This window comes from Dehalococcoidia bacterium (genome assembly GCA_035528575.1).
Lineage (GTDB): Bacteria > Chloroflexota > Dehalococcoidia > E44-bin15 > E44-bin15 > DATKYK01.
This window is the reverse complement of sequence record DATKYK010000020.1, coordinates 155,276-172,483: the sequence shown is the minus strand read 5'-3', so window position 1 is coordinate 172,483 and position 17,208 is coordinate 155,276. Positions and strand designations below refer to the sequence as shown.

The window sequence follows — 17,208 nt, the reverse complement described above, 5'->3', positions numbered from 1 at the left end:
GGCCTGCTTGCGCATCGTCTGGAGGCGGTGCACCAGCTCCCGCGCCATCCCCTCATCGGCAAGCTCGGGCGTAATTTCCATGTCAATGGCTACTTTAAGGCCACCTTCTTCAGCCACTTCGATCTTTGGCTCATCAGAAAGGCGTTTTAAAACAGCGTCATCTTTCTCAAACTCAATTTTTTTTACATTCAGCTCCTCAAGAACCTGAGGCCCGGTCGCCCCCAGTGATCCTATCGCCCCCACTGATCCTCTACCCACTATCACCTTTGCCAGAGGCTGACGCACCTTGATGCCGGCCCTGCTCCTCGCCGCCCGCCCCAGGCTGGACACCCTCATCGCCAGGCGCGTGTCCTGAGCCAGTTGCTCATCCACCCTCTCCATATCGGCGACGGGGAACCGGGCGAGGTGCACGCTCTCCGGCTCATCGGGATAGAAGGAGCACACCAGGTTGCCGTACATCTCCTCGGCGACAAAGGGGATAAGCGGGGCGAGAAGCTTTGTAAGGGTAACCAGGCATTCGTACAGGGTGTTATACGCCGACAGCTTATCGGCATCGCTCTCGCTCTTCCAGAAGCGACGGCGACTCCTCCTCACATACCAGTTGGATAGGTCCTCCACAAAGCCCTGAATGCGGCGCCCGGCGTCGGTTGGATTATAGCCCTCCAGGGCGTCGGTGACATCGGCGATGAGCTGGTTCAGCTCGGAGATGATCCAGCGGTCAAGCACTGCTCCTTCGGCTAAATGGACTGCGGCGCGTGGGTTAAACTTGTCGATGTTAGCATAGGTAACAAAGAAGGAATATGTATTCCACAGGGTACGGATAAACCTCCTTTGCGCCTCGCTCACCAGCTCCGCGGAGAAGCGGCGTACGCTGCCCGCTGGCGACGAGGTCAATAGATACCACCTCAGGGCATCGGCACCTTGATTATCCAGGACGGTCCAGGGATCAACCACGTTCCCCCTGGACTTGCTCATCTTCTCCCCCTTGTCATCCAGGATATGACCCAGACAGATGACATTCTGAAAGCAGGGGCGGTCGAAGAGCAGGGTGGATAGAGCATGTAAGGTGTAGAACCAGCCCCTGGTCTGGTCTACCGCTTCACAGATGTAGTCGGCAGGGAAGAACTTCTCGAAGACCTCCTTGTTTTCGAAGGGGTAGTGCCACTGAGCCACCGGCATCGCCCCCGAGTCGAACCAGGCATCGAGGACTTCGGGCAGGCGGCTCATTTTCCCGCCCTCACACTTGGGACATTCAAAAGATATATTATCTACAAAGGGGCGATGAAGGTCTAACGGCTCTTCCAAGCCCGAAAGCCCCTTTTTACCCCTTAGCTCCACAACGCTACCAATGCATTCCTCGTGGCCACAACCCTCGCAGCGCCAAACGGGGAGCGGCGTTCCCCAGTAGCGCTCGCGGGAGAAGGCCCAGTCAACATTGTTCTCCAGCCAGTCACCGAAGCGCCCACGTTTGATATGCTCCGGATACCAGTTGATCTCCTCGTTCCCGGCGATAAGCCGGTCCTTCTTCGCCGTAGTTTTTATATACCAGGAGGGCTTGGCGTAGTAGAGGAGTGGGGTGGCGCAGCGCCAGCAGAAGGGATAGGTATGGCGGATGGTCTCGCGGCGATAGAGGAGCCGTCTTAGTTTGAGATCAGCGATAATGATTGAGTCGGCACCCTCATCTTCCTTATCATCCTTAACAAATCTACCATCAAAAAGAGGATTTCCCTTCATATTGCCCCGCTCATCCACTGGCTGCACAAAATAGAGGCCGTTAGGATATCCTGCCTTAAAATCCACCTCCCCAAAGGCAGGGGCAATATGCACGATGCCGGTGCCCTCATCAAGTACCACAAAGTCCGCTGCAATTAGGAAAAAATTCTCGCCTCTGCCAGGATGCTCCTTTGCTAACCCTCCAGGTCCAACTTCAACCCCGGGCTTGTAAACGAATGTCCGGTAAAATTCCGGAGAAAAGGTGTAAAGAGGCTCATACTCTACCCCTTGTTCGTGCAATCGCATTCCTACAAGTTCACTTCCCTTACAGGTGCTTAGAACCTGATAGGGATGAACCAACGAGCTTTCAAGGAGGGCCTCTGCTAGAATGATTTGCTCCTCACGATTATCAATCTCCACTTTGGCAATAGCATAATCCGCCTCAGGAGCAACGGCCAGGCTGGTATTGCCGGGCAGTGTCCAGGGAGTTGTCGTCCAAGCGAGAAGGTAGGTTGGTAAATCAAGCCGGGCGCCAAGTTTTTCTAAATATCCCATGGCCCTTTTCGCAACCTTGAACTTTATCCAGACCGAGGGGTCATCCGTCTCCTCGTAGCCCAGGGCTACCTCATGGGACGATAGCGAGGTGCCACACCGGGGGCAGTGGGGGGTGACCCTGTAGCCCTGATAGATCAGCCCCTTCTCCCATAGCTGCTTGATCACCCACCAGCAGGACTCGATATAACTATTATCCAGCGTTACATACGGGTGCTCCATGTCGAGCCAGAAACCGATACGCTCGGTCACCTCCTCCCACTCCCGCTGATAGCGAAACACGCTCTCCCGGCAGCGCTCATTAAAACGGGAAACCCCGTAGGCCTCGATCTCCACCTTTGAGGAGAAACCCAGCTCCCGCTCTATCTCCAGCTCCACCGGTAGCCCGTGGGTATCCCAGCCCGCCTTCCGCGGGGCGCAGTACCCCTTCATCGTCTTGTAGCGGGGGATGACATCCTTGAACACCCGAGAAAGGATATGGTGTACCCCGGGGCTTGCGTTTGCGGTAGGCGGCCCCTCGTAAAGGACAAAGAGGGGAGAGGTTTCTCGCTCGGCAACGCTCCGCTGGTAGATGCGCTCCTCCCTCCAGAACTGGAGGATGCGCTTCTCCAGCTCAGGAAAGCTTATCTTGCCCGGCACCGGCCGGAACATCTCCTCGCCTTTTTGCCCCTGCTCAAACATTATGTTCTCACCAGTTGGGTAGATATGGCCTCTCTTAATCTAAATAAGCCCGCCCACAAGGGACGGGCTTCATGCCCGCGGTACCACCCTAATTCCCCGCTATCGGGGCCCTCATCAAACCCCGCCATGTGGGGTTCGTCTTGTATAACGGCCGACGAGGCCGGCCAAGCCTACTGACGCCTAAGACTGTCGCGTTCGGTTAGCAGCTCGGGAGGGATTTTCAGAAGGCAGGTCGCATCTGCTCTCACCATACCAGACTCGCTAAGCGCCTTCTCCCTCTTACTCTTCTCCGTCTTCGCCTTTTCACCCTTCCTCAAACACTTTTATAAACATGCGCCTCTCCCCCAGTTGAGGCCAGGAAAATAAAGCATCTTTTTTTTAATAAAATAATACAGAAAGAGATTCGCATGTCCAATGGCTAAGTCAAGGCTCAAACTACTCCCCTTTGAGGATGGTCACCTTACGATAATCACCCTCGCCGACACTCTGAGTGATAACCCCTTGGCAGTCCCTGAGCGCCAGGTGAATGATGCGGCGCTCGCTTGCCGGCATCGGCTCCAGTGGCACCGTCTGCCCGGTTGCCGTAACACGCTCCGCCGTGCGCCACGCCAGATCCCTGAGCGCCTCCATGCGGCGCTCCCGATAGCCGGCTACATCTATAGTCATGCTTACACGAGCCTTCAATTGATGGCTCACCATGAGGTAGACCAGGTATTGCAGCGAGGCCAGGGTCTGACCCCTCCTCCCGATTAGAATGCCCAGATCATCGCCGTTGATCTCTAGGCCGATAAGGGCTCGCTCCTCTTGGGATGTCTCTTTCTCCTCTATGGAGGCCGATACCCTCATCAGGGAAAGAATCTTCTCCAGCATCTGCCTGGCCAGGGCGGCCGCCTCCTGCCTCACCTCATCAGTTTGCCGCCTGACTACCCTGACCGTTGCATCCTCACCGCCAAAACCGAAAATTCCTGGCTTTCCCTCTTTTAGGACTACCACCTCCACTTCTTCACGGCTTGCGCCGAGTTTTTCTAGTGCCAGTTCGACGGCTTCTTCCACGGTCTTTGCGCTTGTCTCGAGACTTTCCATGCGCCACCCTCTCTTGTTGTTTCTCCCTCTCAGCAGCCAATTTCTCCTCTTGAATGGCCGCCTCGGGTGTTTCTATACTCTGCTCTATAGCCACCTTTGGTGCCGCAGCCGGGGCTTTCACGAAAAGCGAGCCCCACCCGGTGATAAAATACTGCGTTATAATGCCAATTATATTGGATACCACCCAGAACAGCGCCAGCCCGCTGGGGAAGGCGAGGGTGAAAAATGCAAACATAAGGGGCATCATCCAGATCATCATTTTGTTCATCGACTGCTGCTGCTGGTCCGGTGTGGGCACGGTGGACATCTTTTGCAGCACCCACATCGAGGCCGCTACCAGAACGGGCAGGATGAAATACCCATTAGGGGGCACATCAGGCTGGGCCAGGTTGAGCCAGAGGAAATCCCCATTTAGGGGAACCGCATGATGAATCGCCGACAGGGAATAGAGATTATGGGAAAGACCCAGCAGTGCCTCGGGGGTTGTCGCCACAGCTCCCAGGATGGAGCGATAGAGGGCGATCCAGAGGGGAAGCTGAATCAACATGGGCCCCACGCAGCCCATGGGGCTTATCCCGCTCTCCTTATACACATTCGCCATCTCCTGCTGGAGCTTCTTTTTATCCTTGGCGTACTTCTTTTGGAGCTCCTTTATCTTCGGCCCCATCAGGCTCATCGCCCGGGTGTGGTGCAGTTGCCTCAGGGTTAGGGGCGTCATCAGCAGGCGCACAACGATGACCAGGACGATGATCGCCAGGCCGAAGCTATTAAAGAGAGCATTGGAGACCAGGATCATGAAATTGAGCATGGGCTGGAGCAGGATGAGATCAAAGGTGTTGACAAGCCCATAGGTTAATGAAAGGACAATCACCGCAGCGGCGACGAGGATTAATATCAGGCGGTTTCTACTCATCAGGAAAATTCTCTAACATGCTCACTCGAGCGTGGACACGCTCCATAACAGATCGCCGTGCTCCGCCCCCAGAGCGAAAATCTTGCTGTTCTGCGTGTCATAAACATACACCTCGTCATCCCCGGCATAAAGGGATGCACGAATTGGACCGAAATAATCCTCCCCCGTGGGGTAATGCCAGGCTTCCTGCCCATTAGAAGCGTTTATAGCATAGACCCTTCCGTTATCGGAGCCGAATATAGCCAGGTCGCCAATCAGGGCGGGGTCGCCGCGGACCGACCCCCCGGTTTCATATTCCCACTTAGACTCTCCGCTTTCGGCATCGAGGGCATAGATCCGACCATCGAGGCTGCCGATCATGATGGTATCATCATAGGCCACTGCCTTACCCCAGAACCAGTTGTCCGCATGGAAAGGGGTAAAGCCCACTTTGGCCTTCCCCGTGCTGGCGTCAATGGCGTAGAATTCGCGGTCGAAGGAGCCGATGTAGATGGTATCGCTGTATATAAGCGGTGTAGCGACGATCGCCCCTTTCGCTTCGAATGCCCAGAGCATCGTGCCATCCGTGGCATTTAAAGCATAGAGATTACGGTCAAAGCTGCCGATATAGACCACGCCATCATCAACCAGCGGGGTGGCCCATATATCATCCCCGGATTCATAGAGGGGTCGGTCCCATGCCAACTTCCCGGTGGCGGTGTCAATGGCATATAGATTGCCATCGGCAGAACCGACATAGAGTATGCCGCCGGCGACCACCGGGCTGCCCACGATGTCGCCGATGCTTTCCTCTCCCTCCCTGGGGTAGACCCACTCCCCGGCTGACTCCTCGGGGAAAGAGTACCCGACTAAGCGACTGGTGGAGTTCAGCGCATATACCCTGCCCTCGTAGGCGCCGATATAGACCATGCCCCCTTCCACAACGGGGCTGCTGTAGATAGCCGTTGTCGTCGTGGGGGCACAGGCAAGGAAGCTACCGAAGCCACCGCCTCCTTCCCCTCCTCCAGGCCAGGGCTCACCCGTTGGCGGAAACCGCCACCACTCCTCAGCATACGGCCGGGGGTCACTCTCTAGATTATAGCTTACCAGCTTCCCACCGGCGGTGCCCACATAGAGGACATTATCCTCCACTACCGGCCCGGACCAGCCCGTCCCGGCGCCCATCATCGTAGCAGCACACCCCGAAAGGAGCAGACACCCCACGGCAAGCAAAGCCAGCATTAAAAAAGTCTTTGTTTTCGTCAATAAAACCTCCTGGCAGCGGAGACCCGGGGCATCAAGGAACCGGGTCAAACCCACCGGGATTCAACGGATGGCAACGAGCGAGGCGCTTTGCCCCCATCCAACCCCCCCGCAAGAGACCGTACTTCGCAATTGCCTCATAGGTAAACTGCGAGCAAGTGGGCACAAAACGGCAGGAGTGAGCGGTTACCTGTGAAATGGTAACCTGATAACCACTGATTAAGCCCAGAGCAATCCTCTTCATCCGTTCCCGCCACCCAGTAGCTGCGCTCGAGCCAGTAGTTCCTCAGTGGCCCCCCTCAGGGCATGGTAATCGGTTTCGGCAGCGGTCTGTCGGGCGATGAACACCATATCCCAGCCGCTCCTCATCGGAGTGAGCCGCACCACCTCCCGCAGCCGCCTCCTCACCCGATTGCGCACAACCGCCCCACCCAATCGCTTTCCCACGGCAAAACCATAGCGATTCGACCCCGATCCATTGGGTAGCACCCGCAAAGCCACCAGATTATTTGCCCAGGATTTACCCCCAGTGAAAACCGCCTCAAACTCCCTTCTCCCGGCAAGTCGCTCCGCTTTCACCATAACTATACCGTGAGCCGCTTGCGGCCCCTGAGCCTCCTCCTCCGCAGCACGGCACGACCACCACGGGTGCTCATGCGCTCTAGAAAGCCGTGCTTTCGCTTTCTGGGGATCTTTTTCGGCTGGTAGGTCCGCTTCGGCATTCTACGATTATACTGTAACCTGATTGGGGTGTCAAACAGTGACTATTGATGGTTTAAGACAGATGGTTGACACATGATATCGTGGATTTCGCTCCGCGAAGCGGCGTAACCCTCTGTCATTCTGAACCTTGCGCCAGGTTCAGAATCTTCGCCACCCCTTCGCCACCCCTTAGCTTAACTCACGGCATAGCTCTTAATGACAGGCAACGGTCTGCGGCCCTTTATAACAGAGGGGTTGGTTTTTACTTCGGCTGGGAACTCCTGCTACGATCGCGAGAATCTGGAAAGGAGGAGCTTGTCTTTTACTGTCCACCCGCTCCAGGGTGTTTTTCTTATGTTACAACCCCAATCCCCCCAGAGGGGAATCCACTCTGGACTCCCCTTCATGACTCCCGCCTGGTAAAACCTATAGTGTATTAGGTATGTTTTCTCCATTACTTGTCCCCAGGGATGAGAATTCTCCAGCATAATACTGGACGCCAAGGCCGGGGTAGTTGTATAATATAAATCAGCCTTGCTTAGGGGGTAGAAGTGAACCGGGATGAACTGAAGGTTAGCCATAGGGATGTTCTTGGAAAGAAGGTGAGGTTCCTTCGCCGTGAAGGGCTCACCCCAGTCAACCTCTACGGACCCAATATCGAATCCCTCTCCCTCCAGGTAGAGACCTCGCTGCTGAAGCGTCTCATCGCCAAGGTGGGCCGCAATGCCCTGATAGCCCTCAACGTCGATAGTGCCAAGGAGCCAAGAATGGCGATGATCCGCGATATGCAGCGCCACCCCTTAACTGGCGACCTGCTGCACGTGGGCTTTTTCCAGGTGGAGATGACCCACAGCGTGAAGGCTGATGTTCCGCTTCTGTTCCTCGGCGAGGCCCCGGCAGCCATGACTAGCCACACCATGCTAATCGAGAACCTGACCTCGCTCGAGGTAGAAGCCCTACCCGCTAACCTGCCACGAAATATCGTGGTAGACCTCACCGTGCTTAAGGAGATCAACCAGTCTATTCACGTGCGGGACATCGTGGTGGGCGAGGCGGTTGAGGTGCTAACCGATCCCGACCAGTTGGTGGTCAAGGTGATGGAGAGCAAAGTCGAGAAACTGATTGAGGAGGAGGCGGTATCGGTTGAAGAGGCTGAGGCCCCACCAGGGGAAGCGGAGGGTGAGGAGAAATCGGAATAAGCCCAGCGATAAACCATCAGTCCAGGGACAACAGGTCCTAGTTACTAGTGACTTTGCTTAGCCAGACCAGGTCGCCCTCAGGGCCCACATAGACAGGGACATTAGCTCGGAGTATCAGCTAATTTTTAACAGGGGAGCAGCGAGCCGACAAAATCCCGCTGCCCCCGCAGGAACTCATCGGCAGCCATCTCCCGCTTCCCCTCGAGCTGAAGCCCTTGCAACCTGAGTATTCCCTCCCCGCATTGCACCCCGACCTCACCCCGGGGGAGCGTGAGCACCCTTCCAGACTCTCCCCTCTCCCCTGTTATCGGGGCTGCCAACACTATCTTGAGCATCTTCCCCCGCCAAGTGGTATAGCAGCCGGGCCAGGGGTAATAAGCGCGCACCATTCGCTCTATATGAACAGCCGGGATCTGCCAGTCGATATTACCATCTCCCTTGGATATAAGCCTGGTATAGGTGGCTCCCTCCTCCGGCTGCGGCTGAGGAGTAAGCGAGCGGGAGAGCCATCGGGGGAGCGTTTCCTCCAGGAGTTGGGCGGAGATCTGTGCCAGCTTGTCGGTCAGGGAGTCAGTGGTGTCCTGAGGCGCGATTAACACCCTGCGCTGTTCTAAGATGGGGCCGCTGTCGACGCCCTCATCAAGGAGCATGATGGAGACGCCGGTCCACTCATCGCCGGCCAGGATCGACGATGGGATGGGCGTGGGTCCGCGATGCCTGGGGAGCAGCGATGGGTGCAGATTGATGCAGCCGAAGGGCGGGACAGCGAGCACCCGTGGAGGCAGGATCTGGCCAAAGGCGGCAACCACGATAACATCGGGGCTGAGATCCGCCAGTGAGGCGGCGGCGTCAGCCTTTGCAAAGCTTTCCACCTGGCGCACCTCGAGCCCATATTCCAGGGCCACCCGCTTAATCGGAGGGAAGGAGGGCATACGCCCACGCCCCGCCGGCTTATCCGGCTGAGTGTAAATGGCGACCACCGTGTGCTCGCCAGAGATAAGCCGCTCCAGGGCTGGCACGGCGAACTGGGGGGCACCCATAAAAACGATGCGCATCGTAGCAAGGATATTCTATCATGGAAGCACTATTCATTCTAGCCACCAGCAAAAAAGAGGACCCATAACTTTACGTCGATTGTTCGTAAAAATTGTGTTGGAGGTTTAAAAATAGGGCAAAAAGTTAACGGAAATCGGGGCAAAATTGGTGCAAAAACATATTGACCCCTGGTGCATTTCTTGGTAATGTTTCTGTTGCGCCTTCCGATATCCTTGATAGAACTGTCTAAGACTCAGGCGACCTTAAATATCAGTGCTCCCGATTCAGGCCGACCTACCGGCCTCGGGTACATCACTGAAATGGCGATTACGAAGGGCCCTTATCTGTGCCACTACATTAAGGAGTGTGAAAAGGATGCTGGTTAAGGAGTCGGCCAAGGATATCTGGGAGGCGGCACTGGGGGAGCTTCAGTTACAGCTATCGAGGACAAATTATGACACCTGGTTAAAAGACACCGTCGGCTTGAGCTATCAGGGGGATCAGTTTGTGGTTGGCGTGCCATCCACCTTCTCCATTGAGTGGCTGGAGAAGCGACTGACCTCGCTTATCCATAAGACCCTCATCGGCATCATTGGGGATGGTGTGAGTGTCCGTTTTCAAATTCATGAGCAGAGCACTACGGCCAAGTCCAAGGGGAACGGCAAACCCTCTGCCGGTACGAACTTCCGCAAAACGGGAACCAACCACTTTAATCCCAAGTACACCTTCAAATCCTTTATCGTTGGTAATTGCAATCGACTAGCCCACGCCGCCGCACTAGGGGTATCGGAAAAGCCGGGTCGTGTCTACAACCCGCTATTTATCTACGGCGGCGTCGGCTTAGGGAAGACCCACCTGCTTCACGCCATAGGGTGCTTAGTTTACAAAACCAAGCTTAGCGTGCTCTATGTGAGCACCGAGCAGTTTACCAACGAGTTCATTAAAGCCATCCGGGAGCAGAAGACGGAGGATTTCCGCCAGAAGTATCGCAGTGTGGATGTTCTGTTAATCGATGACATCCAATTCATTATCGGGAAGGAGCAGACGCAGGAGGGCTTCTTCCACACCTTTAACGACCTCCATAATGCCAGCCGCCAGATCGTGCTAACCAGCGACCGCCCCCCCAAGTCCATGCCCCTGCTTGAGGACCGACTGCGCTCCCGCTTCGAATGGGGGCTCATTGCCGATATCCAGCCTCCCGACCTGGAGACACGCTTGGCCATACTTCAAGCCAAGGCAGAGGAGAATAAGATATCGGTACCACCGGAGGTAATTGACTTCATCGCCCGCAAGGTTCAGAAGAGCATTCGCGAGCTCGAAGGCGCGTTGAATCGCGTTGTGGCCTACTCCCGCCTTTCCAAGGTAACCCTCACCATTGAGCTGGCATCACAAGCGCTCGCCGAGTTCCCCGAGACGGCGCCCCGCCGCTCCATAACTCCAGCGCTCATTATCGCCAATGTCGCCAAGTACTTCGATCTCGAACCGGAAGCCCTTACAGGCAAGCGGCGGGACAAGCTGACTGTACTGGGTCGTCATCTCGCTATCTACCTGGTACGGGAGGAGACTGGGAGTTCCTTCAGCGAGATCGGCAGGGTGCTGGGTAATAGAGACCACTCTAGCATACTCCGCGGTTATGATAAACTCTCCTTAGAGATAAATACCAACCCCCAGCTGCGCCGCGACGCCATTGAGATAAGGGAGCAGCTCTTCGCCAAAAGACCCACATAAAGGCACCACAAAACATAACTATTGTGCAGAAGCGGCCGTATTCCGTGCATAACCTGCGGTAAATGTGCACAAGTTGATCCTTTTTATGTAAACCCCCTTCTCTAGAAATGTGCGTTTCTTGCTGCCCACATCAATCACTTCTGCCAGCACACTCTGCTCACCATGTTTGCACCAGTGGACACCTCACAATCGGTAACTGTCTTGCACATACACACATCCCTTATTATTCTTGTTAAGGTTGTTTAATATAGTTTGATTGATATAATATTACTAAAAATAAGGTGTGCGTAATTGATCGATCGTGTTGAGCTTGAGGTTAAGGCCGGGAATGGCGGAGGAGGAGTAGTAGGCTTTCGCCACGAAAAATACGTTCCCTTCGGAGGTCCCGATGGAGGTGATGGAGGTAACGGAGGCAGTATTTATTTTGTTGCCGATAGAGGAATGAAAACGCTACAAAAATTCTATCGTGGGGGGAGGCATATTTATGCTGAGCAAGGGGAGAACGGCGCTAGCAAGAAAAGGCATGGCAAAAGTGGCCGCGACCTCAGGATCATGGTTCCGACGGGTACACTTATTTACAGGAATGCTGGCGGTGAAAGGTATTTGCTCGCCGACCTAACAGAGGATGGACAGCAAGTTTTGGTGGCGCACGGAGGTCGCGGCGGCCATGGTAATGCACGCTTTAGAACTTCCACTAACCGTACGCCACGCATAGCTCAGAAGGGGGAGGTGGGGGAGGAGACCTCACTGATCCTCGAGTTGAAGCTTATAGCAGATGTGGGAATCATCGGCTATCCCAGCGTAGGAAAGTCAACTCTCTTGGCGGCAGCGACGGAGGCGCGGCCCAGGGTTGCCGACTACCCCTTCACTACCACGGAGCCGGTACTGGGGGTAGTGGAGGTTGGACAAAGTACCTTCGTGCTGGCCGAGATACCGGGGCTCATCGAGGGTGCTCACCGAGGACGGGGCCTGGGGCACGATTTCCTGCGCCATGCCGAGCGTACCAGGGTGCTCATTCACCTTCTTGACGGCGGTTCAGATAGCCCCCTTGCCGATATGGAGAGGGTAAATGACGAGCTATCACAGTACAATCCGGTGCTGGCAGAGAAGCCGCAGCTTATAGTGGTGAACAAGATAGACATACCCCATGTAAGGGAGCGCATACCTGAACTGGAAAGGGAGCTAGGACAGGGGGAATCACAGATCTTTTTTATCTCCGCGGCCTCCACCGAAGGGGTGCACTCGCTAATGGCGAAGGCTTATGAGGTGCTGGACACAGCATCCGCGCCTCAACCACCCGAGGCGCTAAAGGTATTTCGTCCCCGGCCCAAAAGGGAGAAGGTGGTCGTTTCCAGAGAAGGGGACACCTTTATGGTATCATCCGAGAGGGCGGAGCGGGTGCTCGCCAGGATGGACCTGGAGAACCCGGAGGCCCGCAGCTACGTCAAGAGGCAGCTTGCCGGGATGGGGGTCGTCGGAGCGCTTAAAAGGGCAGGGGTGAAACCCGGAGACAGGGTGCTGTTTGGTAAAATGGAGATGATATGGGAATAGAGAAAGGCCAATCACCGGGTTTGCTAAAGACATCCCTTTTAGGAATGGTACCAAGCATAGGAGAGAAATGCTTAAGATAGGGGTGCTGGGAGGGACCTTCGACCCGGTACACAGCGGGCACTTGGTAATCGCCGAGGCGGCTAGGAAGAAGCTGGGGCTATCACGGGTTGTATTTGTTACCGCAGGAGAGCCCTGGCTCAAGGGGCATAGGAACATCGCCCCAGGTGAGCACCGCCTGGCGATGACCGAGCTTGCTATCGCCGAAAACCCGTCTTTCAGCGCAGCGAGCATTGATCTAGACCGTCCCGGACCCTCCTACACTGTGGATACACTTAACGACCTGAAACGCGAGCTCGGCGCGGATGCAGAGCTTTATTACATCCTGGGGCTTGATGCCCTGGCCGGTTTCTTAGAATGGAGAGAGCCGGAGAGGATTGTCACCATATGCCGACTGGTGGCTGCGAGGCGCCCTGGGTGCCTGGACATAGACCTGAAGCAAATGGAGCGGGACCTTCCCGGGATCTCAAAGCACATCACCATCTTGAATAACCCGCTCAGTGACATAAGCTCCTCCGCTATCAGGGAGCGGGTTGCCTGCGGCCTCACCATAACGGGCCTCGTCCCCGCTGCGGTGGAACGCTATATCAGGGAGAAGGGGCTCTATAAATAGACGTCGTATACACAGCATTATTTCATTATGTGATACTATTGTTAACGACCCGGAATGACAGGCAACGGCCTGCGGCGCTTTGTGATAGGGGAATTGCTTTAAAGTGACGAAGGATTTGGCAGAGATATACATGCCAGACCGTGTGTCTTAGCAACCAACAGTTACCAAGGGGTGCACCCCACCCCAATTGACTGGGGAACTTTTCGGCCTATTTCAGGGGTTGGGGTATGGGATTTTGGGTGGGTCGGAGCATCCGCTCCGACCGGGGAATCTCCCGTGTTGGGGGTCCGGGGGGTATCCCCAGGTAATACCTTTTTAGGGTGGGTGGGAGATGCTTGAATTGCTTATCCTGGCTCGCAATGACAGGGAACATTTTCCCACATTCCATACGACCAATTTGTGAGGGACAAAAAGAGGGGAGTTTGAATTGATGCTGGAGCAGCGGGAGCGGTTTATGGAGCTGGTCAAGGAGCGGGGGCTTGTGCGCGGCGATTTCACCCTCGCATCGGGGGCTAAGAGCACATACTTCTTTGACCTCAAGATGGTTACCCTCTCCGCGGAGGGCGCATACCTTGCCGGCAGGCTGGTCTTTGATCTTTTAAGAGATAGCGGAATAGATGCTGTTGGCGGGCTTACCCTGGGTGCCGACCCCATCGTCGCTGCTGTAGCGCTGGTCAGCCATATGGAAGGGAAGCCAATCCCCGCCTTCATCGTGAGAGGGGATATGAAAGAGCACGGGACGCAGAAGGCTATAGAGGGTCATATCCCCCAAAAAGGCTCCAGTGTGGCCATCGTCGAGGATGTAATCACCAAAGGAGGTTCCACCCTGAAAGCGATAAAGGCGGTGGAGGAGGCGGGCTGCCGGGTGGCCAAGGTAGTGGCGCTTCTGGACCGTCACCAGGGGGGAAGCGATGAACTGCATAGGCGCGGCTACGATTTTACTGCAATCCTGCATGCGGACGCGGCGGGAGAGATTAGAACTGAATAATCAATAACAGGAGAACTAAAATGTGTCCATCAGAGGATCAGATCTTTGACAGCATACTTGAAGGGGCAGTAGATGAGTATGAAGCCCAGGAGCACAAGAACTTCTGGATCAGGGCGGGCAGGCTCTGTGTCGGTCTTATCCTGTTCATACCGCGCTTGCTATTTGTCCTGATAACAGCACCCATCAAGAGAATACGAAATCGCTGCTAGGATCGCAAGCGTGGCCTTAAATATCCAGGTTCCTGACGCTCTTGGCGTGGGCCTGGATGAAGGCCTTGCGGGGAGGCACCTCATCACCCATGAGCGTCTCGAATATCTTATCCGCCTTGACCGCGTCCTCTACGTTGACCTGCAATATCGTCCTGGTCTCCGGGTTCATCGTGGTCTCCCAGAGCTGCTGGGCGCTCATCTCCCCCAGTCCCTTGTAGCGCTGGAGCGCTATTCCTGACCGGTCAGCGCTTTTCTGGAGCACCCCGGCAAGCTCATACCAGGGAATATCGTTGCCGATCTCTCTGCCCTTCTTAACAATGGTGTATGATTTGTTGTTGGTAAGGCGCCTGACCTGCGGATACGCATTGAAGCAGCCATGAAGGGCGGCGTGCTCAAGAACGCGCTTGTCCAGCCTTATTTTATGATCCTTGAATTCAACCTCAACCCAGTATTCATCGTCGGTATCATCCAGGCATAAGCTGGTGGGATATCCGGATTCCTCAAGCCACCTGCTTAGCTGCTGCATGCTTTCCTTCCTAGAGAGGTCGAGGCGGTGGAAGGACTCCTCGTTCACAAGCAGAATGGCGCTTATCTGCCGCGGTATGCCTTCCTTCTCCAGGGCATCGAGCCCCCGTTCCAGCTCCCTGAGTGAATTCAACAGGTCGCCTATCTTGGTTCCCTTGTGAGTAATATAGCCATCTGTTGAGCGGACGGAGAGCTCCTCAAAAGCTTTCTTAGCGATGGAGCGCTCCATTTCCGCCTCGGAGTAAAGCCACTCTGCTTTTTTACCGTCACCCAGTCTGTATAGGGGCGGCTGGGCGATGAAGAGATGACCGCCGTTGATAAGATCCACCATGTGGCGGAAGAAGAAGGTGAGTAGCAGGGTGCGGATATGGGAGCCATCGACATCGGCATCGGTCATGATGATTACGCGGTGGTAGCGCAGCTTGGAGAGATCCAGTTGCTTATCGATGCCGATACCCAGTGCGGTGATGATGATGCGGATCTCTACATGAGCCAGCATCTTCTCCGGAGAGGCCTTCTCCACGTTGAGTATCTTGCCCTTCAAGGGGAGGATCGCCTGAAAGCGTCGGTCCCGTCCCTGCTTGGCAGAGCCGCCCGCCGACTCCCCCTCCACCAGATAGATCTCGCACTGCGCAGGGTCCTTGTCAGAGCAATCCGCCAGCTTGCCGGGCAGGGTGCCCGCTTCCAGGGAGTTCTTTTTGAGCACCAGGTCGCGCGCCTTGCGCGCCGCCTCCCGGGCACGTGCGGTGGTGAGACACTTCTCCACGATCCGCTTGGCCTCTGCGGGGTGCTCGTCGAGGTACTGGGCGAGCCCGTCCACTAGCGCAGACTCCACGTGATTTTTTGTCTCCGGATTTCCCAGCTTGGCCTTTGTCTGCCCCTCAAACTGGGGCTCGGCCAGCTTGACGCTGATGATGGCCACCAGCCCCTCCCTGGTGTCATCGCCGATTAGATTGACCTCATCCTCCTTGAGAAGCTTTATATTTCTGGCGGTGTCGTTGATAACGCGGGTCATGGCGGAGCGGAACCCGGTAAGATGTGTGCCGCCGTCCTGGGTATTGATGCAGTTGGCAAAGCTGAGTACGGTCTCTGCAAAGCCCTCGTTATACTGTAGTGCTACCTCCACCTCGGTGCCGTTCACCGTCTTTGAGATATAGATCGGCTCATGCAACACTGGGCGATTCTTATTGAGGTATCGGGCAAAGCTGGCGATTCCCCCTTCAAAGTAGAAGGTGACCTCCCGTTCCGACCTTTTATCCTCGAAGTGAATTTCCACCCCTTTGGTGAGGTAGCACATCTCGCGGAAGCGCTGCGCCAGCGCGTTGAAGTCGTAGCTTAGGTCACCGAATATCCCCTTGTCGGCAAGGAAGGTGGTGACCGTCCCCGTGTCTGTGGCCTCTCCTATCTCCTCCACCGAGTTCTGGGCCACGCCGCGGCAGTATTCCTGCCGGTAGCGCTTGCCGTCCCTCTTCACCTCCACCCGGAGATCGGAGGAGAGGGCGTTTACCACCGAGGCTCCTACCCCATGGAGCCCGCCGGAGACGGTATAGCCCCGGCCACCGAACTTGGCTCCGGCGTGAAGCACGGTCATCACCGCCTCAAGAGCCGAGGTTCTGGTTACCGGGTGCACCTCAACCGGGATCCCCCTGCCGTTATCGGCGACCGCCACCCGACCGTCCTCGAATATGGTCACCTCCACCATGTCGCAGGCGCCGGCCAATGCCTCATCTATGCTGTTGTAGACGATCTCCTGTACCAGGTGGTGCAGCCCGTGCTGCCCGGTGCTACCGATATACATCCCCGGGCGCCGGCGCACCGCCTCCATGCCGTCCAGCACCATGATGTCTTCGGCATTGTATTCGTTGTTTCTGTTCCGGCTCTCTTCTATATCTGTACTAATCGCGGCCTCCCATATAAAAAGGAAGTTTCGCCCCAGCTAAAGCAAAGCCTTGGCGAAACCTAAAAGAAAACCACTGAGATTGTAGTTCCCTGCATTAAGAAATTATACCACAAATGGAGGCTTTTGTAAAATATTTCTTCCCGTCCCCGGCACATTGGGTGATCAGAGGCTTGCAGACAGTGGATTATGTAGAAAGGGGTATGATGGCGGATGGCGTATTAAAGGGGTAGTGGTAGCAGTTGATCAAGAGATTATGGTGTCCACACTGCTAGAAGTACCGCCGATGCGGGGCCTCCGGGTGAGGAAAAATATATGAGAACACTCCTACCTACAACCATTTGATCGGTGGGTATGCCTCTTGATACCGGTATACCGTGCATCCATGTCGGGAGACTACCTATCATCTGAACGGTGGCAAGGTATGTACCACTATCGAAGGCTTTGAGGATACCTCTCTTTATCATTCATACCTCTAATAATATACGTGCCCTCGGGTAGGCTGGCCGACGTCGGCCAG

Annotated in this window: 16 protein-coding genes and 1 other annotated feature; of the genes, 6 read left to right on the top strand and 10 right to left on the bottom strand. The window is 55.5% G+C overall.

All coding sequences use genetic code 11. From position 1 onward, the window contains the following. The 7 genes from ileS to rpmH form a co-directional block, all read right to left on the bottom strand. Window positions 1–2,946: isoleucine--tRNA ligase (ileS, locus tag VMX96_04450; protein ID HUU63155.1), on the bottom strand; the 2,946-nt coding region annotated here is incomplete at its 3' end. Between the two features lie 55 nt (window positions 2,947–3,001). Continuing rightward, window positions 3,002–3,251 (bottom strand) — a binding site (T-box leader). 130 nt (window positions 3,252–3,381) lie between these two features. After that, a complete protein-coding gene (gene jag / locus VMX96_04445) occupies window positions 3,382–4,029 on the bottom strand; it encodes an RNA-binding cell elongation regulator Jag/EloR (GenBank protein ID HUU63154.1) in 648 nt (215 codons plus the stop codon). Beyond that, window positions 3,950–4,942 (bottom strand): YidC/Oxa1 family membrane protein insertase, encoded by a 993-nt coding sequence (locus VMX96_04440; GenBank protein HUU63153.1) that lies wholly within the window; start codon window positions 4,940–4,942, stop codon window positions 3,950–3,952. Before VMX96_04440 ends, jag begins: the two co-directional genes overlap by 80 nt. A 21-nt stretch (window positions 4,943–4,963) precedes the next feature. Next, window positions 4,964–6,187: a PQQ-binding-like beta-propeller repeat protein gene (locus VMX96_04435; GenBank protein ID HUU63152.1), complete on the bottom strand. Its 1,224-nt coding sequence runs from the start codon at window positions 6,185–6,187 to the stop codon at window positions 4,964–4,966. A gap of 31 nt (window positions 6,188–6,218) precedes the next feature. Next, window positions 6,219–6,428, bottom strand: a complete 210-nt coding sequence (gene yidD / locus VMX96_04430; GenBank protein ID HUU63151.1) for a membrane protein insertion efficiency factor YidD — start codon at window positions 6,426–6,428, stop codon at window positions 6,219–6,221. Continuing rightward, entirely contained in the window at window positions 6,425–6,766 is a 342-nt protein-coding gene (rnpA, locus tag VMX96_04425) for a ribonuclease P protein component (protein HUU63150.1), read from the bottom strand. The genes yidD and rnpA overlap by 4 nt, the downstream gene beginning before the upstream one ends. 2 nt (window positions 6,767–6,768) lie before the next feature. Beyond that, window positions 6,769–6,906 (bottom strand): 50S ribosomal protein L34, encoded by a 138-nt coding sequence (gene rpmH / locus VMX96_04420; GenBank protein ID HUU63149.1) that lies wholly within the window; start codon window positions 6,904–6,906, stop codon window positions 6,769–6,771. A 531-nt stretch (window positions 6,907–7,437) separates the two neighbouring features. On the opposite strand from rpmH, the gene VMX96_04415 reads away from it, so the two are divergent. Next, window positions 7,438–8,085, top strand: a complete 648-nt coding sequence (locus VMX96_04415) for a 50S ribosomal protein L25 (protein HUU63148.1) — start codon at window positions 7,438–7,440, stop codon at window positions 8,083–8,085. 125 nt (window positions 8,086–8,210) lie between these two features. Here VMX96_04415 and fmt read toward each other — a convergent pair whose 3' ends face one another. Next, entirely contained in the window at window positions 8,211–9,140 is a 930-nt protein-coding gene (gene fmt / locus VMX96_04410) for a methionyl-tRNA formyltransferase (GenBank protein HUU63147.1), read from the bottom strand. A gap of 355 nt (window positions 9,141–9,495) precedes the next feature. Here fmt and dnaA point away from each other — a divergent pair, with 355 nt between their 5' ends. From dnaA to VMX96_04385, 5 genes are all read left to right on the top strand, one after another. After that, a complete protein-coding gene (gene dnaA / locus VMX96_04405) occupies window positions 9,496–10,848 on the top strand; it encodes a chromosomal replication initiator protein DnaA (protein ID HUU63146.1) in 1,353 nt (450 codons plus the stop codon). 291 nt (window positions 10,849–11,139) lie between these two features. Beyond that, window positions 11,140–12,399, top strand: coding sequence for a GTPase ObgE (gene obgE, locus VMX96_04400; protein HUU63145.1), 1,260 nt, complete (start codon window positions 11,140–11,142; stop codon window positions 12,397–12,399). A 67-nt stretch (window positions 12,400–12,466) separates the two neighbouring features. Beyond that, entirely contained in the window at window positions 12,467–13,069 is a 603-nt protein-coding gene (gene nadD / locus VMX96_04395) for a nicotinate-nucleotide adenylyltransferase (GenBank protein ID HUU63144.1), read from the top strand. A gap of 430 nt (window positions 13,070–13,499) precedes the next feature. Next, window positions 13,500–14,057: an orotate phosphoribosyltransferase gene (gene pyrE, locus VMX96_04390; GenBank protein ID HUU63143.1), complete on the top strand. Its 558-nt coding sequence runs from the start codon at window positions 13,500–13,502 to the stop codon at window positions 14,055–14,057. A gap of 20 nt (window positions 14,058–14,077) precedes the next feature. Beyond that, window positions 14,078–14,266: a hypothetical protein gene (locus VMX96_04385; protein ID HUU63142.1), complete on the top strand. Its 189-nt coding sequence runs from the start codon at window positions 14,078–14,080 to the stop codon at window positions 14,264–14,266. Window positions 14,267–14,282: 16 nt separating this feature from the next. Here VMX96_04385 and gyrB read toward each other — a convergent pair whose 3' ends face one another. Together gyrB and VMX96_04375 are read right to left on the bottom strand one after the other, a co-directional pair. After that, window positions 14,283–16,679, bottom strand: coding sequence for a DNA topoisomerase (ATP-hydrolyzing) subunit B (gyrB, locus tag VMX96_04380; GenBank protein HUU63141.1), 2,397 nt, complete (start codon window positions 16,677–16,679; stop codon window positions 14,283–14,285). A 263-nt stretch (window positions 16,680–16,942) separates the two neighbouring features. After that, entirely contained in the window at window positions 16,943–17,155 is a 213-nt protein-coding gene (locus VMX96_04375; GenBank protein ID HUU63140.1) for a hypothetical protein, read from the bottom strand. Window positions 17,156–17,208 lie beyond the last annotated feature (53 nt).